Source organism: Pseudomonas sp. B6002 (genome assembly GCF_013385985.1).
Classification (GTDB): Bacteria; Pseudomonadota; Gammaproteobacteria; order Pseudomonadales; family Pseudomonadaceae; genus Aquipseudomonas.
This window is the reverse complement of the sequence record NZ_JACAOY010000023.1, coordinates 103,556-127,249: the sequence shown is the minus strand read 5'-3', so window position 1 is coordinate 127,249 and position 23,694 is coordinate 103,556. Positions and strand designations below refer to the sequence as shown.

Genomic DNA, 23,694 nt, shown 5'->3' with positions numbered 1-23,694 from the left:
CCGGCAAGCCAGCTCCTACAGGGATTGTTGCTTGGTTCAGGCCTTGGTCTCTTCCACCGGCACATGCATGCGGTCCCGATTGGCCAGGGTCGGGAACAGCTTGATCCACACGCCCGTCACCAGCAGCGTGCCAATCCCGCCCATCACCACCGCCGGCACGGTGCCGAACCAGTGGGCGGTGATGCCCGACTCAAACTCGCCCAATTGGTTGGACGCGCCGATAAACAGGCCGTTGACCGCGCTGACGCGTCCGCGCATTTCATCCGGTGTTTCCAATTGCACGAACGATGCACGGATCACCATGCTGATCATGTCCGCCGCGCCCAGTACCACCAGCACGGCCAGGGAAAACCAGAACGAGGTCGACAGGCCGAAGGCGATGGTCGCCACGCCGAACACGCCCACTGCGGTGAACATCACCCGGCCGACATGGCGGTCGACTGAGAACCGTGCCAGCCACAGCGACATCAACAACGCTCCCACCGCAGGCGCCGAGCGCAACAGGCCCAGGCCCCAGGCGCCGGTCAGCAGGATGTCCTTGGCGAACACTGGCAGCAGCGCGGTGGCGCCGCCCAGCAGTACGGCGAACAGGTCCAGGGAGATGGCGCCGAGGATGTCCGGGCGGCTGCGGATAAAGCGAATCCCGGCGAGCAGCGAGTCCATGGTGGCCTTGGCTTTGTTCAACGGGGTCTGGCGCGCAGGCAGGTTCAGGGTCAGCACGCAGGCAATCAGGTACAGCGCCACGGTGGGGCCGTAGACCCACACGCTGCCGAACGCGTAGAGCAGACCGCCGAGGGCGGGTGCGACGATGGTCGCCAGTTGCTGGGCCGATTGCGACGACGCCACCGCACGCGGAAACAATGCGGTCGGCACGATGCTCGGCAGCAGCGCCTGGGTGGTGGGCATTTCAAAGGAGCGTGCGGCGCCCAGCAGGAAGGCGAGGATGAAGATCATCTCGCGGGTCACATTGCCGGTCAGGCCGCCGATGGCCAGGGACAGGGCAATCAACGCCTGCACGGTCTGGCAGATGGCTGCCACCTTGCGCCGTTCGTAGCGGTCGGCCACGTGCCCGGTGTGCAACATGAATAGCACGCGTGGCACGAATTCCACCAGGCCGACCAAGCCCAGGTCCAGCACGTTGCCGGTCAGTTGGTAGAGGTTCCAGCCGATGGCCACGGTGAGCATCTGGAACCCGCTGGCGGTGAAGATACGCGCCAGCCAGAACGCGATGAAAGGGCGGTGGTGACGCAACAGCAACGCGGGTTCACTAGGCATCGGGAGTTCAGGTCAGGGCCGGAGGGAGCGCCGAGATTATCATCAACTTGTAACAGATAGTTGCAACAACTGAGCTGAGGCAGTCTGTCACGCGGCAAAAGACCACGCCGTCCTACGTCAAAATTAGGACTACTCTTTCAGCAATGCTTGATCCAGATCAAAACCCGCCCCGGGATTGCTCTGGCGGCCGCGAGGCCAGATTCCCTACGTGGTTGGTTAAAAAAGAAACGAATTTGAATTCGCCACACTCCATATCCGTGGGGGCAGTGGGTGCAGGCTCCCAGCCAGCAGCCGGTATTACCTGACAGAGGAAGACTTATGTTCGGTTTGGAGGCGCTAGATCTCGCCCGAATTCAATTCGCGTTCACCATCTCTTTCCACATCCTGTTCCCGGCGATCACCATCGGCCTGGCCAGTTACCTCGCGGTACTGGAAGGCTTGTGGCTCAAGACCCACAACGACACCTACCGTGACCTCTACCATTTCTGGTCGAAGATCTTTGCCGTCAACTTCGGCATGGGCGTGGTCTCCGGTTTGGTCATGGCCTACCAGTTCGGCACCAACTGGAGCCGCTTCTCGGACTTCGCCGGCGCCGTCACCGGGCCGCTGCTGACGTACGAAGTGCTCACGGCCTTCTTCCTCGAGGCCGGTTTCCTGGGGGTGATGCTCTTCGGCTGGAACAAGGTGGGGCGCAACCTGCACTTCTTCTCCACCGTGATGGTGGCGGTCGGTACGCTTATTTCGACGTTCTGGATCCTGTCGTCCAACAGCTGGATGCAGACACCCCAGGGCTTCGAGATCATTGATGGCCGCGTGATCCCAACCGATTGGTTTGCGGTGGTCTTTAACCCGTCATTCCCTTATCGCCTGGCGCACATGGCCACGGCGGCCTTCGTGGCCACGGCGTTCTTTGTCGGCTCCTCGGCGGCCTGGCACTTGCTGCGCGGCAAGGACAACCCGGCGATTCGCAAGATGCTGTCGATGGCGATGTGGATGGCCCTGATCGTCGCGCCGATCCAGGCGGTGATCGGTGACTTCCACGGCCTCAACACCCTCAAGCATCAACCGGCGAAAATCGCTGCAATTGAAGGCCACTGGGAAAACATCGGTAACGAACCCACGCCGCTGATCCTGTTTGGCTGGCCTGACATGAAGGCCGAAAAAACCAAATACGCGGTGGAGATTCCCTACCTGGGCAGCCTGATCCTGACCCACTCCCTGGATAAACAGGTGCCGGCGCTCAAGGAGTTCCCGCCTGAGGATCGGCCTAATTCCACCATCGTGTTCTGGTCGTTCCGGGTCATGGTCGGCCTGGGCTTCCTGATGATCTTCACCGGTTTGTTCAGCCTGTGGCTGCGTCGGGGCGACAAGATGTACACGTCCAAGCCGTTCCTGTACCTGGCGTTGTGGATGGGCCCGTCCGGCTTGATCGCGATTCTCGCCGGCTGGTTCACCACCGAAATCGGCCGTCAGCCGTGGGTGGTCTACGGGCTGATGCGCACGGCGGATGCTTCATCGGGGCATAGCCTGGCGCAAATGACGATTACGTTGGTGTTGTTCGTGGTGGTGTATTTCGCGCTGTTTGGTGCGGGCCTTGGCTACATGATGCGCCTGGTGCGCAAAGGTCCGCAGACCCATGAGGGCAGTGAGCCAACCCACGGTGGTCCTGGCCAGAAACGCACGCCGGCCCGTCCGTTGTCGGCCGCCGATGATGGCAGCGATGACGACCACACCCACATCCAGCACAAGGGGCATTGAGATGGGCATTGATCTTCCGCTGATCTGGGCCGTGATCATCATCTTCGGCATCATGATGTACGTGGTCATGGACGGCTTCGACCTGGGCATCGGCATTCTCTTTCCGTTTATCCCGGGCAAGACTGACCGTGACGTGATGATGAACACGGTCGCCCCGGTATGGGACGGTAACGAAACCTGGCTGGTACTCGGTGGCGCCGCGCTGTTTGGTGCGTTCCCGTTGGCCTATTCGGTGGTGTTGTCGGCGCTGTACCTGCCGCTGATTTTGATGCTGATCGGGCTGATCTTTCGCGGTGTGGCCTTCGAGTTCCGCTTCAAGGCCAAGGACCACAAGCGTCACCTGTGGGACAAGGCGTTCATCGGCGGCTCGCTCGCGGCCACGTTCTTCCAGGGCGTGGCGCTGGGCGCCTTTATCGATGGCATACCGGTGGTTGACCGCCAGTTTGCCGGCGGCTCCCTGGACTGGCTCACGCCGTTCACGATGTTCTGCGGTGTGGCGTTGGTGGTTGCCTACGCCTTGCTCGGCTGCACCTGGCTGATCATGAAAACCGAAGGCAAGTTGCAGGAACAGATGCACAACCTGGCGCGGCCGCTGGCATTCGTGGTGTTGGCCGTGATCGGTATCGTCAGCCTGTGGACACCGCTGGCACACCCGGAAATCGCCTCGCGCTGGTTCACCCTGCCAAACCTGTTCTGGTTCCTGCCGGTGCCGATCCTGGTGCTGGTGACCATGTACGGGCTGATCCGCGCCGTGGCACGTAACGCTCACTACACGCCGTTCCTGCTGACACTGGTGCTGATCTTCCTCGGCTACAGCGGCCTGGGGATCAGCCTGTGGCCGAACATCATCCCGCCGTCGGTGTCGATCTGGGACGCCGCCGCGCCGCCGCAAAGCCAGGGCTTCATGCTGGTGGGCACGTTATTCATCATCCCGTTCATCCTGGGCTACACCTTCTGGAGCTACTACGTATTCCGCGGCAAGGTCACCCACGAAGACGGCTACCACTAGGAGGGTCGCGACATGGCGGGCAAACCTTCGTTGCACGAGATTGAACAGGCCGAGAAACAGCCGTTGTGGCGGCGCCTGGGGTGGTTGGCGATGATCTGGACCGGCAGCGTGCTGGCCCTGTTTGTCGTGGCCAGCCTGATGCGCATGTTCATGAATGCGGCCGGCCTGACCACCCACTGACATCCCGATCCGGGCCTCGCGGCCCGGCTTTTCAACCCTGCCCTTTGCGATAACGGCAGGGTTTTTTTATTTGCGCGCTTTGATGATCACGAACTTCGGCGTGGTGGCGACTTGCTCGACCCCACGGAACAACCGCGCCAGTTTGGTGTGATAACCCAAGTGACGGTTACCGACGATGTACAGGGCGCCACCGACCACCAAACTTTCCCGGGCTTGCTGGAACATGCGCCAGGCGAGGAAGTCGCCCACCACCTGTTGCTGGTGGAACGGCGGATTGCACAGCACCACGTCCAGCGAACCGGGCTCCTGGCCGGCCAGGCCATCACCGGCCCGCACGCTCACTTCACGCTCGCCCAGCGCGGCGCGCCAGTTCTCGGCAGCCGATTGCACGGCCATATAAGACTCGTCCACCAGGGTGTACTGCGCGTCGGGGTTGTGCAGGGCGCTGGCAATCGCCAATACGCCGTTGCCGCAACCCAGGTCGGCCACGCGGGCGCTGCCCAGGTTCTTTGGCAGGTGGGGCAGGAAGGCACGGGTGCCGATGTCCAGGCCTTCGCGGCAGAACACGTTGGCATGGTTGAGCAGCTCGATGGCCGGTGCTTCCAGGGTGTAACGCGTCGGGTAGGGCGATACGGCCGTAGGGCGATCCGCTTGGGTCGCGATCAGCAGGCGTGCCTTTTTCACGGCCAGGGAGGCGTGCATCGGGCCGATGTAGCGTTCCAGCAATTCGCCTGCTGCCCGTGGCAGGTGCTTGACCATGGCGGCGGCAATCACTTCGGCGCCAGGCGCCAATTGGCCTTGCAGGCGGATCAGTTGTTCCTCCAGCAGCGCCAGGGTCTTGGGCACGCGGATCAGCACGCGATCGAACGGCCCGCTCGGCACCTGGCTGGCTGGGACGAACGTGACCGCGTCAAAGGCCTTGCCGTTGCGCACCAGGTTCTTTTCCAGGCCCAGGGCGGCGAGGAATGAGTCGCCGCTGGAGGTGACCTGCACGTGCCCCTCAAGGCTGGCGGCCAGGGCGCCAAAACTGTCGTTGAGCACCAGCACGCGGGTTGTGGCTTCCGGCTGCTGTTCGGCCAGGTAGCTGAGCAAATACTCGTCGGCCGCATCGAAGGCCTGCAATGGATCGTTGTGTTGCTCTGGCTGGCGAATCAGATCGAGCTGGGCGAAGGGGCTGTCGAGCAGGGGCATGGCGGGGGAGGCTCTGGGTCATCGATGGGTGTTCGGCCGGCTGCGCAGGTGCTGGCGGAACCGTCTGAGTGAACTACGAAGCGGTGCTTGAAGCACTGCATCAACACTCAGAATTGGCTGCAAATGTTACTTTTTTTTCGATGTAATTACATGCGGCGATTGATACGTCACTCAAAACAAGCCTGCTTTCGAGGCCGTGAGCACCGCTGCTATTTTGTTATTGACCCCTAACTTGATGAAGGAATTTTTCAAATGAAAGCCTACCGTGCGTTCCGAGAGGCAAAGAATCGTCGCAATATCCCCGGCGGTCTTGCCCATGGCCGACCATTTGAGAATCTCTGTTTCTCTGGGGGATAGTTTGTTGGGCGGTTGAGGCGCGGGCTTGTCTGCGTATTTTTTGGCGACCACCGCGTGCATCGCGTGACACATCCACAACACCTGGCCGGCTTTTTCGTAAAGCTCTTGCGGGCTGACATCACCTTCGCCGCGCACCAGGGTCAACATACTGAAGACACCCTGGAAGTCGTGGACCGATTGGCTCCAGCCCAAGTGCACACCGAACGATTGCGCCAGGTCCCACAAGTTGGGCGTGGCATGGAAGGCTTTCTCCTCCCAGACAATCGGAAGCACGCAACGTTTACAGTGGCCAACAACGGGGTCTACATCATAGAAGTGCGCTTGCTTGTAAAGGGTGTTCCATTCATTGGGGTAATTGTTTATCTGGATCGGTTCAGTTTGATTTTTAGGTAATTGGGAACTCATCGTAAATGAGCAGAATTGGAAGCCGAGCTCGTAGGTGTGGTTGACAACCATTTCAAACACACTGGTGATCTCGTTCTCGCCTTCCAGTTTGGGGAGCCGTGTGTTCCGCCAGTTAAGCATGGGTAAATCTCCATAGGTTTCTCCGTGACTTGGGTACGTCCTAATCCCCCAAAGCAGCACGAAAATGAGTGTAGGACATAGCCTACTGACGCTGGTGAAAAAAAAGTTATGGATAACTTGGCTTTAGGTATTTATGCCTTGTACAACGCACTGCTTTTGGTAAGGATTATTCAGTCTGCGAGAAAAACCTTTTGGTTTTAATGGTTTATCACTAGTGCCAAAGTGATAGCTAATAAGCGTGCAGCGACATCTAGCGAATTATTCCGAGCTTCCTAATAGCGAAATGATTAGTTCGCACTATTTGCCTATTACTGTTTCAAAAACGTAACGCAATTCCACTCAAAGGGCCGGAGAAACCCTGAACGCAACAATGCCAGTACCAATCGTCGGTGTTTGCACGGGTTGTTTTGAGCGACACTAGGGGCCTGTGCAAAACGGAGTTCCCCATGACGGCCAGTGCTGAAAAATTCACCCGCCAGACCTTGCTCGATGTGCAATCGCTGACCCCTAGTCTGTTCACCTTGCGCACCACCCGCGACCCCGGCTTTCGGTTCACGGCGGGCCAGTTCGTACGCCTGGGCGTTACCAAAGCCGATGGCAGTACCGTGTGGCGCGCTTATTCCCTGGTGTCTTCACCGTTTGATGAGCATCTGGACTTCTTCTCCATCGTCGTTCCGGGCGGCGAATTCACCAGCGAGCTGAGTCGCTTGCAGGTGGGCGATACCTTGATGGTGGAGCGCCAGGCCACGGGTTTCCTGACTCTGAACCGCTTTGTCGATGGGCGTGATTTGTGGCTGCTGGGCACCGGCACCGGGGTGGCGCCCTTTCTGTCGATCCTGCAGGACTTTGAAGTGTGGGAAAAATTCGAACGCATCGTACTGGTTTACAGCGCCCGGGAAGCCAAGGAATTGGCGTACCAGTCACTGATCAAGGAACTGGGCGAGCGTGAGTACCTGGCCGAGTACGCGCACAAACTCACGTACATTCCGATTGTCACCCGTGAGCAGCATCCGGGCGCGTTGAATGGGCGCATTACCACGCTGATCGAGAATGGTGAGTTGGAGCGTGCCGCAGGTGTCGAGCTGACCCCCGAGCACTCCCGCGTATTGATTTGTGGCAACCCGCAGATGGTCGACGACACCCGCCAACTGCTCAAGCAGCGCGACATGCAACTGAGCCTGAGCCGACGCCCCGGCCAGGTGGCGGTGGAAAACTACTGGTAAAAAAAAGGCGCCTAGAAAGGCGCCTTTTTTCCGCCGATTAAAGCGGTTTATTGTTCTGGGCCTTGAGCAGGTCCCGAATCTCGGTCAGCAGCTCTTCCTCTTTGGTCGGAGTCGGCGGCAGGGTCGGTGCCACGGCTTCTTCGCGCTTGAGGCGGTTGATGGCTTTCACGCCCATGAAGATCGCAAACGCGATGATCACGAAATCGATGATGCTCTGGATGAACTTGCCGTAAGCCAGCACCACGGCAGGAGCCCCGCCTTGTGCCGCCTTGAGCTGGATGGCCAGATCGCCGAAGTCCACGCCGCCGATCAGCAGGCCGATAGGTGGCATCACCACGTCCCCTACAAACGAGGAAACAATTTTGCCGAAGGCGGCGCCGATGATAATACCGACGGCCATATCGACCACATTACCTTTGACCGCGAAGGCCTTGAACTCACTGATCACGCCCATAGGTTATTCCTTGTTACAGATGAGAAGGGTGGAAGTCAGTGTAATTCAGTCGTAGAGGGCTTGCGCGACACAACTGTTAACACTGTTAGTTTTTATCGACACATTAAATCGCAAATAGTTTGCAAAGTGCCACCAATCGCGCGCGAAATACCCGTGATTTCAGTGGGTTACCACCTTATTTTATTAATCGGGTTGGTACGGCTTTTCTATTTATCTTCCGGCGCTCGGATCACTAGCCTCTGGCAAGCACAACTGAATGTGCATTAAAAAAACCAGAGGAAACCTCGATGAAAACCCCTATGAGTCGCAGGCTTGTTTCAGCGCGAGTCGCGCTGGCATTGGCCACCGCCAGCCTGCTGTCCCTCTCCGTGCAGGCCGCCAACCTGACCCGCGATAACGGCGCGGCGGTCGGTGACAACCAGAACTCGCAGACGGCCGGCGCCAATGGCCCGGTGCTGCTGCAAGATGTGCAACTGATCCAGAAACTGCAGCGTTTTGACCGCGAGCGCATCCCGGAGCGTGTGGTGCATGCCCGTGGCACCGGCGCCCACGGCACCTTCACTGTCACCGACTCGCTCAGCGACCTGACCAAGGCCAAGGTGTTCGCCGCTGGCGAAGCCACCCCGGTGTTCGTGCGCTTCTCGGCGGTGGTCCACGGCAACCATTCGCCGGAAACCTTGCGTGACCCACGCGGCTTTGCCACCAAGTTCTATACCGCCGAAGGCAATTGGGACTTGGTAGGCAATAACTTCCCGACCTTCTTTATCCGCGACGCCATCAAGTTCCCGGACATGGTCCACGCCTTCAAGCCCGACCCGCGCACTAACCTGGATGACGACTCTCGCCGTTTTGACTTCTTCTCCCATGTTCCGGAAGCCACGCGCACCCTCACCGAGTTGTATTCCGACTCTGGCACGCCAGCGAGTTATCGGGAAATGGATGGCAATGGCGTACATGCCTACAAGTTGATCAACGCCAAGGGGGAAGTGCACTACGTCAAATTCCACTGGAAGAGCCTGCAAGGCATAAAGAACCTCGACCCCAAACAAGTTATCGACGTGCAGGGGCGTGACTACAGCCATATGACCCATGACTTGGTCACCCATATCAACAAGGGCGACTTCCCCAAGTGGGACTTGTATGTGCAAGTCCTCAAGCCTGAAGACCTGGCCAAGTTCGACTTCGACCCCTTGGACGCCACCAAGATCTGGCCGAATGTGCCCGAGCGTAAAGTGGGGCAAATGGTCCTGAACCGTAACCCGGCGAACGTCTTCCAGGAAACCGAGCAAGTCGCCATGGCCCCGGCGAACCTGGTGCCGGGTATCGAGCCGTCGGAAGACCGCCTGCTGCAAGGTCGGGTCTTTTCCTACGCCGACACCCAGATGTACCGCCTGGGCCCGAACGCCCTGCAACTGCCGATCAACGCTCCCCGGGTGACCGTCAACAACGGTAACCAGGATGGCGCGATGAACATTGGCAAGACCACCAGCGGCGTGAACTACCAGCCAAGTCGCCTGGAACCGCGGGAAGAACCGCAAACCGCACGCTACAGCCAGCTGGCACTGTCGGGCAGCACCCAGCAGGCGAAGATCCAGCGTGAGCAGAACTTCAAGCAGGCCGGTGATCTGTATCGCAGCTACAGCAAGAAAGAGCGTCAGGACTTGATCGACAACTTCGGCGGCTCGTTGGCCACCACCGATGACGAGAGCAAGCACATCATCCTGTCGTTCCTCTACAAGGCGGACCCGGAGTACGGCACCGGCGTGACCAAAGTGGCCAAGGGCGACCTGGCACGCGTGAAAGCGCTGGCCGAAAAACTCACCGACTAACCCCACACCCCTGTAGGAGCCGGCTTGCCGGCGATTAGGCCCTTGAAGTTTGCGTCGGCTCAAGGACGCCATCGCCGGCAAGCCGGCTCCTACAAAGGGCGCGTTTACGGAGGAAGTGTTATGCGAATTTTGATGGGCGCCGTGCTGGTTTGCCTGACGTTCGGCGCATGGGCCGAGCCCGCCGACCCTGCGAAGCTCAAGGCACAACTGCAGGATTATTACTTCGACGCCGCCCGCCGTGGCGACCTCGACATGCTCAACACCTTTATCGAGTCCGGCTACAGCCTAAATACCCAGGACGACAAGGGCTACACCGCGCTGATCCTCGCCGCCTACCACGGCCAGGGTCCGTTCGTGGAGCGCTTGCTCAGCGCCGGCGCCGACGCTTGTGTGCAGGACAAACGCGGCAACACTGCGCTGATGGGCGCGATCTTCAAGGGTGAGCTGAAAATCGCCCAGCGCCTGCTGGCCACCGACTGCAACCCCGACCAGCGTAATGGTGCCGGGCAGACCGCCGCCATGTACGCCGGGCTGTTCAAGCGGGTCGAGCTGCTCGATGCCCTCAAGGCCAAGGGCGCCGACCTGAATGCCGAAGACCCGATCGGTAACAGCGCTTCACGCTTGGCCAGTGGTGAAATCCGGACCTCGGCGCCGCGCTGAGCTATCATCGCGGTTTTTCGGTTGGAGGTTCTCAAATGGCAAAGGCCAAGCGCATGTACGGCTGCACGGAGTGCGGCGCGACCTTTCCCAAGTGGGCCGGCCAGTGCACCGAGTGCGGTGCGTGGAACACCCTGACTGAAACCATGATCGAAAGCGGCGGCGCCGCAGCTCCCACTGGCCGTGCCGGCTGGACCGGGCAGCAGGCGCAGATCAAGACCCTGGCCGAAGTCAGCGTCGAAGAAATCCCGCGTTTCTCCACCGCTTCCGGTGAGCTGGACCGGGTGCTCGGCGGCGGTCTGGTGGACGGCTCGGTGGTGCTGATCGGCGGCGACCCGGGCATCGGCAAGTCGACCATCCTGCTGCAAACCCTGTGCAGCATTGCCAGCCGTATGCCGGCGCTGTACGTCACCGGTGAAGAATCCCAGCAACAAGTGGCTATGCGTGCGCGGCGCCTGGGGCTGCCCCAGGATCAGTTGCGGGTCATGACCGAAACCTGCATCGAAAGCATCATCGCCACGGCGCGTATCGAAAAGCCCAAGGTGATGGTGATCGACTCGATCCAGACCATTTTTACCGAACAACTGCAATCGGCACCTGGCGGCGTGTCCCAGGTGCGCGAAAGTGCGGCGCTGCTGGTGCGCTATGCCAAGCAGAGCGGCACGGCGATCTTCCTGGTGGGCCATGTGACCAAAGAGGGCGCGCTGGCCGGGCCACGGGTGTTGGAGCATATGGTCGACACCGTTCTGTATTTCGAAGGCGAGTCCGATGGCCGCCTGCGTCTGTTGCGCGCGGTGAAGAACCGCTTTGGTGCCGTGAACGAGTTGGGCGTGTTTGCCATGACCGACCGGGGCTTGAAAGAAGTCTCCAATCCGTCCGCGATTTTTCTGACCCGTGCCCAGGAAGAAGTCCCAGGCAGCGTGGTGATGGCGACGTGGGAAGGCACCCGGCCGATGCTGGTCGAAGTGCAGGCCCTGGTGGATGACAGCCACCTCGCCAACCCGCGCCGAGTGACGCTTGGCCTGGATCAGAACCGCCTGGCCATGTTGCTCGCGGTGCTACACCGCCACGGCGGCATTCCGACCCACGATCAGGACGTGTTCCTCAACGTGGTCGGCGGGGTCAAGGTGCTGGAAACGGCATCCGACCTGGCGTTGATGGCAGCGGTGATGTCGAGCTTGCGCAATAAACCGCTGCCTCACGACCTGCTGGTGTTCGGCGAGGTCGGCCTGTCGGGTGAAGTGCGTCCCGTGCCGAGCGGTCAGGAACGGTTGAAAGAAGCGGCCAAGCACGGCTTTAAACGCGCAATCGTGCCCAAGGGTAATGCGCCGAAAGAGTCGCCGCCGGGCTTGCAGATCATTGCTGTCACACGCCTTGAGCAGGCGTTGGATGCACTTTTTGAATAAACCAGGGATGGATGCCATGCAACGTTCGAAATGCTGGGGCGCAGTCGCCCTGTTTGTCGCCTTGGCCGGGCTGCCTGCTTTGGCGTGGGCCGAGTTGCCGGCGGGTTACCGTCTGGCGCAAAAGCTGGCAACGGATGACGGCAGTGTCCTGCAGGTGCTCGAAGACCAGCGCATCAGCGCTCAGTTGCACAAGGACAGTTGGGGCAATGGCCTGGACGAGGACTCGTTTGACGAGCCTGGCGACCTGGTGGAAAACCCGCTGCTGGAAGCCCAGGTGCGGTTAGTGTCAGCCTCCGGTGACGTGATCGCCCACGAAGACCTCGGCTACCCGCTGGCCGAGGTTAAAAAGGCGCCGCTCAAAGGCCTGCCGGAGACGGTGTATTTCCTGGTCATCGACCAGACCGCACCGATGGGCAGCTACAGTGGCCCGGCCACCCAACTGTTGATGCCCGCCAAACACCACCTCAAGCCGATGGACTGCAAAGGCACCGATGGCAAGATCAAACCATTGACCCTGGCCCAGACCGGCAAGGCCGCCTGGCAGGCTGCCACGCCAGCCGTTGGCGGGGCGGATGAATTGCTGCAAGTGTCGTCCTTCATGGACGGTGACGGCGACGAAGACTTCGTCACCCGTTACACCACCTACCGTTTTGCCGACGGCCTGTGGCAGGCCGCGTCGACTCAGAAAGCCGGCTTCTGGGAGTCGGAAGGCGACTTCCCCGCACGTACGGCGTTTCCCTGACGGCTAAATTTCGAGCAATGCACCCAGTTCGCGGTGCAGCTCATCCTCATCGCCCAGGTTCAGCTCGATCAGCCGCTTCAGGTGGCTGATCGAATCCAGGTCAATGTGCTCGCACACAAAACCCAGTTGCCCGTGATCGTCATGGGCCAGCTTCACCTGCATCCTGATATGCGCCTGTGGGTCCAGGCGGATATCCACGTCAAACAGGCGCTTGCCATTGCCCCGCCAGTCGTCAGGGCGCTCCACCAGCAACCCGCGCAACGACAAATCCACCAATTTCACCGGCCAATTCCAGCTGTCCTGGGCAATGGTTGTCCTGGCATCAAAGGCGATTCGTCGAAAACGGCGGCGGTCAGACGGTTGCTCGGTCATGGTTAAACCCTCTGTGAATAGAAGGATTGTAGCCTTGCGCCATCACCCGGCTTTTATTTCTGCTTTTTTTGCCATGGCAAGGCTCTAGACCAACGTAGGGGGGTGGTCTTTGAAGCCAACAGCGCTAAACTCGGGATGGCTGTCCTTTCTGTCCACCCTGGCTGGAATATAAAAATGAAAAATAATAATAGCCTGCTACGCCACCTACCCTGGCTGGTGCTGGCAATCGTAGGAGCGTGCGCCCTGGGCGTAGTGGCCTTGCGCCGCGGCGAGGCGATCAACGCCTTGTGGATTGTGGTCGCAGCTGTGGCCATCTACCTGGTTGCATACCGCTACTACAGCCTGTTCATCGCGAATAACGTGATGCAACTCGATCCACGGCGGGCCACCCCCGCAGTGCTCAACAATGACGGTCTGGACTATGTGCCGACCAACAAACACATCCTTTTCGGTCACCACTTTGCGGCGATTGCCGGTGCAGGCCCGTTGGTCGGCCCGGTGCTGGCGGCGCAAATGGGCTACCTGCCCGGCACGCTCTGGCTGATTGCCGGCGTGGTGCTGGCCGGTGCGGTGCAGGACTTCATGGTCCTGTTCCTGTCCACCCGTCGCAACGGCCGTTCCCTGGGGGACATGGTCCGCGAAGAAATGGGGCGTATCCCGGGGACCATCGCGCTGTTCGGCTGCTTCCTGATCATGATCATCATCCTCGCGGTGCTGGCGCTGATCGTGGTCAAGGCCCTGGCGGAGAGCCCATGGGGCATCTTCACCGTGATGGCGACCATCCCGATCGCGATGTTCATGGGCGTGTACATGCGCTACATCCGCCCGGGCCGCATCGGCGAGATCTCGATCATCGGCGTGTTGTTGCTGCTGGGTTCGATCTGGCTGGGCGGGCAGATTGCAGCCGACCCGGTGTGGGCCAAGGCCTTCACCTTCAGCGGGATCCAGATCACCTGGATGTTGATCGGCTACGGTTTCGTCGCTGCGGTACTGCCGGTGTGGCTGATCCTGGCACCGCGTGACTACCTCTCCACCTTCCTCAAAATCGGCACCATCATCGCCCTGGCGATCGGCATCCTGGTCACCATGCCAGAGCTGAAAATGCCGGCCCTGACCCAATTCATCGATGGCACCGGCCCGGTGTGGAAAGGCGGCCTGTTCCCGTTCCTGTTCATCACCATCGCCTGTGGCGCGGTCTCGGGTTTCCACGCGCTGATCTCCTCGGGCACCACGCCCAAGCTGTTGGATAACGAAACCAACGCACGCTACATCGGTTACGGCGCGATGCTGATGGAATCGTTCGTGGCCATCATGGCCATGGTCGCTGCCTCGGTGATCGAGCCGGGCGTGTACTTCGCCATGAACAGCCCGGCCGCCGTGGTCGGTGGTGACGTGGTGGCCGTGGCGCAAACCGTCAGCAGCTGGGGCTTTGCGATTACGCCTGAGGCGCTGACCGCTGTGGCCCATGACATCGGCGAAACCACCATCCTGGCCCGTGCCGGTGGTGCACCGACGTTGGCGGTGGGGATCGCGCAGATCCTGCACAGTGTGCTGCCGGGTGAAAACACCATGGCGTTCTGGTACCACTTTGCGATCCTGTTCGAAGCGCTGTTCATCCTGACCGCGGTTGACGCCGGCACCCGTGCCGGGCGCTTCATGCTGCAGGACCTGCTCGGCTCCTTCGTGCCGTCGCTCAAGCGTACCGAGTCGTGGACGGCCAACCTGATCGCGACCGCAGGTTGCGTGGCGATGTGGGGTTACCTGCTGTACCAAGGCGTGATCGACCCACTGGGCGGTATCAACACCTTGTGGCCGCTGTTCGGTATCTCCAACCAGATGCTCGCCGGTATCGCGCTGATGCTCGCCACGGTTGTGCTGATCAAAATGAAACGCCAGCGCTACATCTGGGTGACCATGCTGCCGGCCGTGTGGCTGCTGATCTGCACCACCACCGCAGGCTTCATCAAGCTGTTCGACGCCAACCCGGCGATCGGCTTCCTGTCGCTGGCCAAGAAATACAGTGATGCCCTGGCCAACGGCCAGATCCTGGCCCCGGCCAAAAGTGTCGACCAGATGCAGCACGTGATCTGGAACGCCTACACCAACGCAACGCTGACGGCGCTGTTCCTGTTCGTGGTATTCAGCATCCTGTTCTATGCGCTCAAGGTCGGCGTCGCCGCCTGGGGCAACAAGGAACGCACGGATAAAGAAGCCCCGTTCCAGGCCGTACCGGACGCATGATCGAGGATTGCAACCATGTTCAATGACATCAGTCGCCTCGGTAAATACCTCGGTCAGGCCGCGCGCCTGATGGTCGGCATGCCCGACTACGACACGTACGTCGAGCATATGCAAACCAAACACCCGGACAAACCGGTGATGGACTACAAGGCGTTCTTTAGGGAACGCCAGGAAGCCCGTTACGGTGGCAAGGGTGGGCCCAAGTGCTGTTGAAACACCGCACTTGACCACAACACCTCACTGTAGGAGCCCGGCTTGCCGGCGATAGCGATCTTGAGACCGCCATCGCCGGCAAGCCGGGCTCCTACAGTTTTTTAGCGCATGGGAGATGTGTGTTTTGTTAACCCCCATTCCGGTAACAGTCCTCAGCGGCTTCCTCGGCGCCGGCAAGACCACCTTGCTGCGCCACCTGCTCAAGGCCGAGCACGGTTTGAAAATCGCCGTGATCGAAAACGAATTCAGTGACGCCGGTATCGACACCCAACTGTTGGGCGCCGAGCCGGTGCAAGTCATGACCCTGTCCAACGGCTGCGTGTGCTGCACCATCCACACCGACCTGACCAAAGCCCTGTACCTGCTGCTCGAACGCCTGGACAGCGGCGAGATCGCCTTCGACCGCCTGGTGATCGAATGCACCGGCCTGGCCGACCCGGCGCCCGTGGCCCAGACCTTTTTCATCGATGAAGAACTGCGCGAGCGCTACATCCTCGACGGCATCATCACCCTGGTGGACGCGGCCCACGCCGAGCACCACCTGACCCAGACCATTGCCCAGGCGCAGATCGGCTTTGCCGACCGCCTGCTGGTGAGCAAGCGCGACCTGGTGGACGCGGCGACCTTCGACGCCCTCAGCCAGCGCCTCACGCGCATCAACCGGCGTGCGCCGATCCGTGTGGTCGACCACGGCAACATCGACCTGGCCGAGCTGCTCGATGTGCGCGGCTTCAACCTCAACGCCGGCATGAGCCTGCGCCCGGTGAGTGCTGCGCCGTCCATCGATCGCATCTCCAGCCTGGTGCTGCGCACTGACCAGCCGCTGGATATCGACCGCCTCAGCGAGTTCATGAATGCGTTGCTGGAAGACCATGGCAAGCAGCTGCTGCGTTACAAAGGCGTGCTGAACATCGCCGGGGAAGACCGGCGACTGGTGTTTCAGGGCGTGCTCAAGCTCTACGGGTTCGATTGGGACACCGAGTGGGCCGAGGACGAAGCGCGTGAAAGCGTGATCGTGTTCATTGCCGATGAACTGCCCGAAGACAAGATCCGCCAAGGTTTCCAGCAGCTGTACCAGCCGGAATAAACTGCCCATGCGAGCTGTTATCTCATCAGGCAGGTGAGATCGCAGAGGCAGACCCATGGTGAAAGTGGCACGGACCAACGCCGGCATTGGGGGCAGCGCCAATGCCGGCTAATTATGTTTCCTGGAAAACCCCGATCGGCATGAAAGTGCATCGGGTCGCCAAGTTCAAACAGCGCTCGGCGTTGAGCAATAACGCTGCCATCAAAGAGATGCCCGGCGTGCAGAACGGCGCCTGCATCGGGCTGGCGTTTGCGTGGTTGCGGCGCAGGCTGCAGCAACCGTCGGAGACGCCGCAGCGGCGCATACAGTACCTGGGGCAGGAAGACACGCTGTACAAGGTCGATGTGGATTGCAGCTCCTTCAATCGCTGCTACTACAGGTCCGCCCGTGGCATCGAACGAATTGTCGCGGCAGCGCCCAATATCTGCGGCATGTCGAGCCGTTCGGCCATCGAAGCGAGCGGGCTGACGGGCTTGGAGGTATTGGCCAGTCATCTCGACGAGACCCAGCCGGGCTATTACCTGTGGGAATGCACCTTTACCGAGGGCGTCACGTCCCACGCTTTTGCCTTGTACGCCGACGGCAGCGGGATGAGTTTTTTCGACCCCAACTCGGGCGAGTACCGTATCGGGTCGAAGGGCAAGCTGGCCTACTTCAAGCAGCTGTACAACCACTACCGGCATTACGTTTCGATGAAAGGCGTCAAGGCCGACCTTCAATTCGACAAGCTGTACCTGATTCAGCTGGGACGCCTGTAGCCGGGCACCCTGTTGGCCTGGTCATCAAGCCGAAGCCCAGGCCCTCGGAATAAACCGCGATCACCGACTGTTATTTCAACAGGCACGTTCAGATGTCGGAGATCGACCCCATGGCCACGGCAGCACAGATCCAAGCGGGCAGAAAGAGTGACGGCAAGCTAGCCCAGACTTACCGGGCCAAGACCGGCATGATGACCTTCACCTACCAGGCCTATACCGGGCCTGGCGCGGCGATGATGAGCATCGGCAGCGAAAACGGTGACCCGCTCGCCCAGTTGAAACGCACCGCCATCGACAAGGCCCTGCAAGTGCTGGCGGCAAAGGGCTTCAGCCTGCCGCCGATCACCTTTCTCTGCTCGGCCACCGAGGGCGTGCCGTGCATTGCCTGCATGGGCAACCTGCGCGGCGGCGCCGAATACACCGTCTTCATGGGGCCCAAGACCGGGCAGCACAACCCGCAGATCCAGCTCAATGGCATTGAAGGCGGCTTGGGCAAGGACCCGGGAAGGGGCGTCGCCGACCAGGTGTACGACGGTACCCAGCGCTGGTTCGGCGACCCTAAGATGCATGGGCATGCCGCGACCGTGGTGATCCACGAAATCGGCCATATCCTTCATGAGATGAATCAGCCCGAGACGTTCTGGACCTTCAAGCTCGGCGCGCAAGACCCGTCGATCACGCTCAAGGCGGCCAACAACGGTACGGCGGTGAGCATGTACGCCATGACCAACCCCCTGGAGTTCGTGGCGGAAACCTTTGCCGCCCACCTGTCGGGCAAGTCTTTTGATACCGGTGTGAGCAACTTCTACCGTGAGATAGGCGGTGCGTTACCACCCTCGGGCAGCTTTTAGCAGGCAAAAAAAAGCGCCGACGTTGCCGTCAGCGCTTTTGGTTCAAGCTACTGCTATCAAGCGCCGTAAACCGGCAGCTTTTTGCAGATGGCCTTGACCTTCTCACGGACCGCGTCGATCACGGCTTCGTTGTTCAGGTCTGCCAGGATGTCGCAGATCCAGCCGGCCAGTTCCTTGCACTCTGCTTCCTTGAAGCCACGAGTGGTCACAGCCGGGGTGCCGAAGCGCAGGCCGGAGGTGACGAACGGGGAGCGTGGGTCGTTTGGCACGGAGTTTTTGTTCACGGTGATGAAGGCTTTGCCCAGGGCAGCGTCAGCATCTTTACCGGAAATGTCCTGCTTGATCAGCGACAGCAGGAACAGGTGGTTTTCAGTACCGCCAGACACCACGTCAAAGCCGCGCTCGATGAACACGCTGGCCATGGTCTGGGCGTTCTTGACCACTTGTTGCTGGTAGGTCTTGAACTCAGGCTGCAGCGCTTCCTTGAAGCAGATCGCTTTAGCGGCGATCACGTGCTCCAGCGGGCCGCCTTGGGCGCCTGGGAATACGGCGGAGTTCAGCTTCTTCTCGATGTCGGCGTTGGCGCGAGCCAGGATCAGGCCGCCACGTGGACCGCGCAGGGTCTTGTGGGTGGTGGTGGTCACGACGTCAGCGAAAGGCACCGGGTTCGGGTAGACGCCCGCAGCAACCAGGCCGGCTACGTGAGCCATGTCGACGAACAGGTAGGCACCGACTTTGTCAGCGATAGCGCGAAAGCGTGGGAAGTCCAGGATCTGCGAGTAGGCAGAGAAACCGGCCACGATCATTTTTGGCTTGTGTTCAACCGCCAGGCGCTCGACTTCGTCGTAGTCGATCAGGCCGTTGGCATCGATACCGTACTGGACGGCGTTGTACAGCTTGCCGGAGGAGGAAACGCTGGCGCCGTGGGTCAGGTGACCGCCGTGGGCCAGGCTCATGCCCAGGATGGTGTCGCCGCCTTGCAGCAGGGCCAGGTACACGGCGCTGTTGGCTTGGGAACCGGCGTGTGGCTGGACGTTGGCGTAATCGGCGCCGAACAGCTCCTTGGCGCGATCGATGGCCAGTTGCTCAACCACGTCGACGTACTCGCAACCGCCGTAGTAGCGCTTGCCTGGGTAACCTTCGGCGTACTTGTTGGTCAAGACCGAACCTTGAGCCTCCATCACCGCTGGGCTGGTGTAGTTTTCCGAAGCGATCAGCTCAATGTGCTCTTCCTGGCGCACGGCTTCTTGCTCCATGGCGGCAAAGAGATCGGCGTCGTACTTGGCAATAGTCAAATCACGGCTGAACATGGCGGTCCTCAAGGATCGGGGGCAGAAAAGGAGGGCATTCTAACCCAATGGGTTTTAGATGGCATATGAAAGGACATCATGTCGCGGACAAGTGGCGTTCATCTGGGAACAGGCGGTGATTGTAAGGCCGCCATCGCCGGCAAGCCGGCTCCTACAATTGGAATGCGGTCCCCTGTAGGAGCCGGCTTGCCGGCGATGGCGTCATCAGGCGCGCCGCACAACGTCAATCGAACATGAACAGCGCATCATTGCTGAACTGCGCCTCAAACCGATTCGCCGGCATCGGCCGCCCGAACAGGTAGCCCTGAACCTCATCGCACCCATGCTCACGCAGGAAGTCGAGCTGTTCATGGGTTTCCACACCCTCGGCGATCACCGCCAGGTTGAGGCTGTGGGCCATGGCGATAATGGCGCGGGCGATCTGCGCGTCCTGCTCGCCGGACGGCAGGCCGTCGACGAAGGTGCGGTCGATCTTCAGCACGTCGATGGGGAATTGCTTGAGGTAGTTGAGCGACGAATAACCGGTGCCGAAGTCGTCGACCGCGATGCTCAGGCCCAGGTTTTTCAGGCTGTCGAGGATCTGCATCGCCTCGTTGACCTCACGCATCAGGATACTTTCGGTCAGCTCCAGCTCCAGGCACGCCGGTGGCAGGCCGGTGTCCTTGAGGATGGTGGCAATGCGCTCACCCAACTGGCCGTCCGAAAACTGCCGCGCGGAGATGTTCACCGACACCTTCGGCACGCGCACCTTGTTCTGGTGCCAGGTCTTGAGCTGGCGACAGGCTTCGCTGAGCACCCAGTCGCCCACGTCTACTACCAGCCCCAACTCTTCCAGCACCGGGATGAAATCCCCCGGTGGCACCAGACCGCGGCGAGGATGACGCCAGCGCAGCAAGGCTTCGGCGCCGGTCAGGCGTTTGCCGTCGCCGCTGAACTGCGGCTGGTAATAGAGCACGAATTCGTTCTGGTCCAGGGCGTGGCGCAGGTCGCTTTCCAGCTCCAGGCGTTCCAGGGCACTGGCGTTCATGTCGGCCTGGTAGAACTGGAAGTTGTTCTTGCCGCGCTCCTTGGCGTGATACATCGCCGTGTCGGCGTTTTTCATCAACTGGCTAAGCTCGTTGCCGTCCTGGGGGCTCAGCGCGATGCCGATACTGGCCGTCACAAAGAACTCGCGGCCTTCGAGCACGAAGGGCTTCACCAGGCTGGCGAGGATCTGCTCGGCCACGTGGATCGCCCGGTTCAGCGCCATTTCGCGGCTGACCCGCGGTTGCAGAAGCAGGGTGAACTCATCGCCGCCCATGCGCGCCACGGTGTCGTCTTCGGCCACGCAGCCCAGCAGGCGGGTGGCCATTTCCTTGAGCATGCGGTCGCCGGCGGCGTGGCCCAGGGAGTCGTTGATCGGCTTGAAGCGGTCGAGGTCGAGGAACATCAGCACCACCCACGACTTCTGCCGCTCGGCCGATTGCAGCGCGGTGTGCAGGCGGTCCTGAAACAGCGTGCGGTTGGGCAGGTGAGTCAGGGCGTCGTAGTAGGCCAGGCGGTGGATGCGCTGTTCGCTGGCCTTGCGCTCGCTGATATCGCTGAAGAAGCACACGTAGCTGGCCAGGTCGCCTTCATCGTCGAACACGGCGGTAATGCCGACCCAGGCCGGGTAGTGCTCGCCGTTGCGGCGCTTGAGCCACACTTCGCCTTCCCAGGTGCTGTGCTGGTGCAACTGCTTGAGCACATAGCGCAGGTGGGCTTCCTGTTGTTCGTCGACGGTGAGCATGTTGGGCAATTGATCGAGTACATCGCTCACCGCATACCCGCTGACCCGGCTGAACGCTTCGTTGGCCTGCACGATGTAGCCGGCCGGGTCGGTGATCAGGATCGCCGACGTGGAGTGCTCGAATACCGTGGCCGCCATGCGCAGGTCTTTCTCGGCGCGGCGCTGCTGGCTGATGTCCCGGCCAACGCCCAGGATGCCTTCAAACGCACCGTGCTCGTCCCACACCAACACCAGGCGCAGTTCGATCGGCACCTTGCGGCCATCGGCGCGCAGGCAGTCGAACAGGAACAGCTGGGTTTGCACTTCGTCGCGCAGCTGGTTCAGCGCTGCGGTATCGCCCAAAGCGCGGCTGACCCGCTCCACCAGGCTATAGATGCCGCTCAATTGCTGCGGGTTGGCGATGATCGACTGCCAACCGTTCTTGAACACCCAGTCCACGTCATAACCCAGTACGGCACTGACCGACGGGCTGATGTAGTTAAGGGCCAACTGGCTGTCGGTGGAACAGATCACGTCGCTGATGCTTTCGGCCAGCATGCGGTAGCGCTGCTCGCTGTCACGCAGGGATTCGCTGGCTTCGATCTGGTCTGTCACGTCCTTGGCCACGCCGATGATCCGCGTGACCACGGCGGTCTTGTCCCGGGCCAGGGCCTGTTCGCGGATCTCGAAGCGACGCCACTGGTTGTTGCGGTGGCGAAAGCGCAATTGGCACTGCAACTGGGTGCTATAGCCGGCCTGGCGCTGTTGCTGGCGCAGGTCGTGGTAATGCTCGGCGTCTTCGGGGTGCAGCAGGATTTCCCAGAAGTACTCGCCCATTTGCTGCAGTTCGGCCTTGTTGTAGCCGAGGGTGTGGCCCAGGTGATGGTTGCTGAAGATCATGCGCTGGCTGATCACGTCCTGCACATACAGGTGGTCGGGCACGGTGCGCACCACGTCCGACCAGAAGCTTTCGCGCTCCACCAGCGACAGTTCGATGAGCTTGCGGCTGGTGATGTCGCTGATGCTGAGGATCACCGCCTTGAAATCGTCCTGCTGCTCCGGCAGGCGCATCACCAGCCACAGGTACTGCTCGTTGCCGGCGACATCGTTGAGCTGGATTTCCAGTTCCAGCTGCTTTTGCTGGGTCAGCACCGCCTCAAGCACCTGATAGCCGATGGCCGTGGCGTTGCGTGGGCAATCGTCGATCAGGCGCTCCCACGCCTCTTCGCACGAGGCCACATTGAGCAGACGCACCGCCACCTGGTTGACCTCGGTGATGCGCAGTTCCTTGAGCAGTTGCTGGCGTTCTGCGGGGTTGTCCTGCAGCCAGTCGTGCAATTGCTCGCGGCTGTGCAGTTGCGCCTTGTCGAAGAATGCATTGAGCCCGGACAGGTCGAGCACGCACAGGGCCACGCCGGTGCCCTCGAAAATATCCTGGTAGCGCCGCCGACCTTCATGCACCTGGCGCTGGCGACGGCGCATGTTCAGCAGCACGATCACCGGGATCAGCGAGAACGCCAGGCCCAGCAGGCATTTGCCGATAAATGCGGGCAGCAGTTGCTCCAGTACCGCCGTGCGGTCGAACAGCCCGCGCAGTTGCCAGTCGCTCTTGCTCAGGGGGGTGACCAGTACGCTTCTGTTCAATTCATCCGGGGTGAGGGCGGTGGCCCATTGCGCCGGCATGCCGCTGTCACGGCTGACCACGCGGTGGTTCAGGCGGTTCTCGATGGCCCACATCGGGCGCTGGCCCTGGCCGTCCTGGCGGGTGAGGTTGGTCAGGTAGCTGGGCGCCAGGCGCAGTGCCCAGTACATCCGCGAGCCGCCGCTGGGCTGGTGCAGCAGCAGGTAGATGATGGTGCCGTCGTTACTGTTGCTCAGGTAATAAGGCTGGGAGTGGCTGCGCTGCACCAGTTCTTCAAGCCAGGCGCTGTCCTGGCTGTCTTTGGCGCTGTCACTGATCATCGCGCCACTGGGGGCCAGCAGGGCGATACTGCGCAACTCCGGCAACGAGCGTTGCAGGGTGCGCATCAGGGCTTGCTGCTGTTCGTCGTTGCGCGGCGGCTCGACCATCGGGAGCAGGTTCAGCGCGATTTTTGCGCTCAGGGCCATGTTCAGGCTGATCTGTTCAGCCAGGTCGGCGCTGTAGTCGATGGTGTATTGCTGCTGGTTTTTCTGGTTTTGCTGCAGCTGGTCCAGCAGTTGCCAGAACAATAGTGCGAGCAGCATGAGGACAAGCGTCGCCAATGCGCCTTTAAGGGTGCCGTGCAGGGGCGCTCCCGGCGCTATATGAGCGGCGCGCAGGGGAGTTGGCGGCGTGACTTTGGACAAGCTGTGATCCTGCGGTTTGGCTGGACTGGCGCGCGACGTGCACTATAAGCCGGACGCCCGGAGGGCGGCTAGCATGCCTTGAGTTGTGGCAAAGTGCCAGTCCTTGCCTGGCTGGACTGACCAAGCGCATTCAGGTAGCTTTGCCGGTTACGCGGGGCGTTCCAGCCCCAGACATTCAGGC

At 60.8% G+C, this 23,694-nt stretch carries 20 protein-coding genes; 13 read left to right on the top strand and 7 right to left on the bottom strand.

Annotation, left to right across the window (positions count from 1 at the left end):
* Nucleotides 1-36 precede the first annotated feature (36 nt).
* Complete coding sequence (locus HX792_RS24360) at nucleotides 37-1,275, bottom strand: MFS transporter (RefSeq protein WP_176998470.1); 1,239 nt, start codon at nucleotides 1,273-1,275, stop codon at nucleotides 37-39.
* Between the two features lie 318 nt (nucleotides 1,276-1,593).
* Here HX792_RS24360 and HX792_RS24355 point away from each other — a divergent pair, with 318 nt between their 5' ends.
* The 3 genes from HX792_RS24355 to HX792_RS24345 are packed head-to-tail and all read left to right on the top strand — an operon-like array spanning nucleotide 1,594 to nucleotide 4,222.
* Complete coding sequence (locus tag HX792_RS24355; protein ID WP_058427712.1) at nucleotides 1,594-3,033, top strand: cytochrome ubiquinol oxidase subunit I; 1,440 nt, start codon at nucleotides 1,594-1,596, stop codon at nucleotides 3,031-3,033.
* A gap of 1 nt (nucleotide 3,034) precedes the next feature.
* The gene (gene cydB / locus HX792_RS24350) at nucleotides 3,035-4,042 is read left to right on the top strand and encodes a cytochrome d ubiquinol oxidase subunit II (protein WP_176998469.1); all 1,008 of its coding nucleotides are present in this window, start codon (nucleotides 3,035-3,037) and stop codon (nucleotides 4,040-4,042) included.
* Nucleotides 4,043-4,054: 12 nt separating this feature from the next.
* Nucleotides 4,055-4,222 carry a DUF2474 domain-containing protein gene (locus tag HX792_RS24345; RefSeq protein ID WP_176998468.1) on the top strand — a complete coding sequence of 56 codons (168 nt, stop codon included), beginning with the start codon at nucleotides 4,055-4,057 and terminating at the stop codon, nucleotides 4,220-4,222.
* Nucleotides 4,223-4,288: 66 nt separating this feature from the next.
* Here HX792_RS24345 and HX792_RS24340 read toward each other — a convergent pair whose 3' ends face one another.
* Both HX792_RS24340 and HX792_RS24335 read right to left on the bottom strand, forming a co-directional pair.
* The gene (locus tag HX792_RS24340) at nucleotides 4,289-5,413 is read right to left on the bottom strand and encodes a methyltransferase (RefSeq protein WP_176998467.1); all 1,125 of its coding nucleotides are present in this window, start codon (nucleotides 5,411-5,413) and stop codon (nucleotides 4,289-4,291) included.
* 171 nt (nucleotides 5,414-5,584) lie between these two features.
* Complete coding sequence (locus HX792_RS24335; protein ID WP_176998466.1) at nucleotides 5,585-6,295, bottom strand: LuxR family transcriptional regulator; 711 nt, start codon at nucleotides 6,293-6,295, stop codon at nucleotides 5,585-5,587.
* Nucleotides 6,296-6,741: 446 nt separating this feature from the next.
* Between HX792_RS24335 and HX792_RS24330 the strand changes: the two genes are divergently transcribed.
* Nucleotides 6,742-7,518, top strand: a complete 777-nt coding sequence (locus HX792_RS24330) for a ferredoxin--NADP reductase (RefSeq protein WP_176998465.1) — start codon at nucleotides 6,742-6,744, stop codon at nucleotides 7,516-7,518.
* 37 nt (nucleotides 7,519-7,555) lie between these two features.
* On the opposite strand, the gene mscL is transcribed toward HX792_RS24330, so the two are convergent.
* Nucleotides 7,556-7,972: a large-conductance mechanosensitive channel protein MscL gene (gene mscL, locus HX792_RS24325; RefSeq protein WP_176998464.1), complete on the bottom strand. Its 417-nt coding sequence runs from the start codon at nucleotides 7,970-7,972 to the stop codon at nucleotides 7,556-7,558.
* 287 nt (nucleotides 7,973-8,259) lie between these two features.
* On the opposite strand from mscL, the gene katB reads away from it, so the two are divergent.
* From katB to HX792_RS24305, 4 genes are all read left to right on the top strand, one after another.
* Entirely contained in the window at nucleotides 8,260-9,801 is a 1,542-nt protein-coding gene (gene katB, locus HX792_RS24320; RefSeq protein WP_176998463.1) for a catalase KatB, read from the top strand.
* Between the two features lie 120 nt (nucleotides 9,802-9,921).
* Entirely contained in the window at nucleotides 9,922-10,461 is a 540-nt protein-coding gene (locus HX792_RS24315) for an ankyrin repeat domain-containing protein (RefSeq protein WP_176998462.1), read from the top strand.
* Nucleotides 10,462-10,496: 35 nt separating this feature from the next.
* The gene (gene radA / locus HX792_RS24310) at nucleotides 10,497-11,864 is read left to right on the top strand and encodes a DNA repair protein RadA (RefSeq protein WP_176998461.1); all 1,368 of its coding nucleotides are present in this window, start codon (nucleotides 10,497-10,499) and stop codon (nucleotides 11,862-11,864) included.
* Nucleotides 11,865-11,880: 16 nt separating this feature from the next.
* Nucleotides 11,881-12,606 carry a hypothetical protein gene (locus HX792_RS24305; RefSeq protein WP_176998460.1) on the top strand — a complete coding sequence of 242 codons (726 nt, stop codon included), beginning with the start codon at nucleotides 11,881-11,883 and terminating at the stop codon, nucleotides 12,604-12,606.
* Between the two features lie 3 nt (nucleotides 12,607-12,609).
* Here the strand turns inward: HX792_RS24305 and HX792_RS24300 are convergent, their stop codons facing one another.
* Nucleotides 12,610-12,978: a PilZ domain-containing protein gene (locus HX792_RS24300; RefSeq protein ID WP_176998459.1), complete on the bottom strand. Its 369-nt coding sequence runs from the start codon at nucleotides 12,976-12,978 to the stop codon at nucleotides 12,610-12,612.
* Nucleotides 12,979-13,152: 174 nt separating this feature from the next.
* Here HX792_RS24300 and HX792_RS24295 point away from each other — a divergent pair, with 174 nt between their 5' ends.
* The 5 genes from HX792_RS24295 (at nucleotide 13,153) to HX792_RS24275 (ending at nucleotide 18,128) form a co-directional block, all read left to right on the top strand.
* Entirely contained in the window at nucleotides 13,153-15,219 is a 2,067-nt protein-coding gene (locus HX792_RS24295) for a carbon starvation CstA family protein (protein ID WP_016973844.1), read from the top strand.
* A gap of 15 nt (nucleotides 15,220-15,234) precedes the next feature.
* On the top strand, nucleotides 15,235-15,432 hold the full coding sequence (locus tag HX792_RS24290) for a YbdD/YjiX family protein (protein ID WP_003194308.1): 198 nt from the start codon (nucleotides 15,235-15,237) through the stop codon (nucleotides 15,430-15,432).
* A 124-nt stretch (nucleotides 15,433-15,556) separates the two neighbouring features.
* A complete protein-coding gene (yjiA, locus tag HX792_RS24285) occupies nucleotides 15,557-16,519 on the top strand; it encodes a GTPase (protein ID WP_256349896.1) in 963 nt (320 codons plus the stop codon).
* 101 nt (nucleotides 16,520-16,620) lie between these two features.
* Entirely contained in the window at nucleotides 16,621-17,277 is a 657-nt protein-coding gene (locus HX792_RS24280) for a YopT-type cysteine protease domain-containing protein (protein WP_256349895.1), read from the top strand.
* A gap of 92 nt (nucleotides 17,278-17,369) precedes the next feature.
* Nucleotides 17,370-18,128, top strand: coding sequence for a hypothetical protein (locus HX792_RS24275; RefSeq protein WP_256349894.1), 759 nt, complete (start codon nucleotides 17,370-17,372; stop codon nucleotides 18,126-18,128).
* A gap of 56 nt (nucleotides 18,129-18,184) precedes the next feature.
* On the opposite strand, the gene glyA is transcribed toward HX792_RS24275, so the two are convergent.
* Together glyA and HX792_RS24265 are read right to left on the bottom strand one after the other, a co-directional pair.
* Entirely contained in the window at nucleotides 18,185-19,438 is a 1,254-nt protein-coding gene (gene glyA, locus HX792_RS24270) for a serine hydroxymethyltransferase (RefSeq protein WP_010206677.1), read from the bottom strand.
* 223 nt (nucleotides 19,439-19,661) lie between these two features.
* Complete coding sequence (locus HX792_RS24265; protein WP_176998457.1) at nucleotides 19,662-23,513, bottom strand: bifunctional diguanylate cyclase/phosphodiesterase; 3,852 nt, start codon at nucleotides 23,511-23,513, stop codon at nucleotides 19,662-19,664.
* Nucleotides 23,514-23,694: the final 181 nt, after the last annotated feature.

Excerpts from the sequence above, each read along its gene's own strand:
- HX792_RS24360 (WP_176998470.1), bottom strand. The coding sequence starts at position 1,275 with ATGCCTAGTGAACCCGCGTTGCTGTTGCGTCACCACCGCCCTTTCATC.
- HX792_RS24355 (WP_058427712.1), top strand. The coding sequence starts at position 1,594 with ATGTTCGGTTTGGAGGCGCTAGATCTCGCCCGAATTCAATTCGCGTTC.
- cydB (WP_176998469.1), top strand. The coding sequence starts at position 3,035 with ATGGGCATTGATCTTCCGCTGATCTGGGCCGTGATCATCATCTTCGGC.
- HX792_RS24345 (WP_176998468.1), top strand. The coding sequence starts at position 4,055 with ATGGCGGGCAAACCTTCGTTGCACGAGATTGAACAGGCCGAGAAACAG.
- HX792_RS24340 (WP_176998467.1), bottom strand. The coding sequence starts at position 5,413 with ATGCCCCTGCTCGACAGCCCCTTCGCCCAGCTCGATCTGATTCGCCAG.
- HX792_RS24335 (WP_176998466.1), bottom strand. The coding sequence starts at position 6,295 with ATGCTTAACTGGCGGAACACACGGCTCCCCAAACTGGAAGGCGAGAAC.
- HX792_RS24330 (WP_176998465.1), top strand. The coding sequence starts at position 6,742 with ATGACGGCCAGTGCTGAAAAATTCACCCGCCAGACCTTGCTCGATGTG.
- mscL (WP_176998464.1), bottom strand. The coding sequence starts at position 7,972 with ATGGGCGTGATCAGTGAGTTCAAGGCCTTCGCGGTCAAAGGTAATGTG.
- katB (WP_176998463.1), top strand. The coding sequence starts at position 8,260 with ATGAAAACCCCTATGAGTCGCAGGCTTGTTTCAGCGCGAGTCGCGCTG.
- HX792_RS24315 (WP_176998462.1), top strand. The coding sequence starts at position 9,922 with ATGCGAATTTTGATGGGCGCCGTGCTGGTTTGCCTGACGTTCGGCGCA.
- radA (WP_176998461.1), top strand. The coding sequence starts at position 10,497 with ATGGCAAAGGCCAAGCGCATGTACGGCTGCACGGAGTGCGGCGCGACC.
- HX792_RS24305 (WP_176998460.1), top strand. The coding sequence starts at position 11,881 with ATGCAACGTTCGAAATGCTGGGGCGCAGTCGCCCTGTTTGTCGCCTTG.
- HX792_RS24300 (WP_176998459.1), bottom strand. The coding sequence starts at position 12,978 with ATGACCGAGCAACCGTCTGACCGCCGCCGTTTTCGACGAATCGCCTTT.
- HX792_RS24295 (WP_016973844.1), top strand. The coding sequence starts at position 13,153 with ATGAAAAATAATAATAGCCTGCTACGCCACCTACCCTGGCTGGTGCTG.
- HX792_RS24290 (WP_003194308.1), top strand. The coding sequence starts at position 15,235 with ATGTTCAATGACATCAGTCGCCTCGGTAAATACCTCGGTCAGGCCGCG.
- HX792_RS24280 (WP_256349895.1), top strand. The coding sequence starts at position 16,621 with ATGCCGGCTAATTATGTTTCCTGGAAAACCCCGATCGGCATGAAAGTG.
- HX792_RS24275 (WP_256349894.1), top strand. The coding sequence starts at position 17,370 with ATGTCGGAGATCGACCCCATGGCCACGGCAGCACAGATCCAAGCGGGC.
- glyA (WP_010206677.1), bottom strand. The coding sequence starts at position 19,438 with ATGTTCAGCCGTGATTTGACTATTGCCAAGTACGACGCCGATCTCTTT.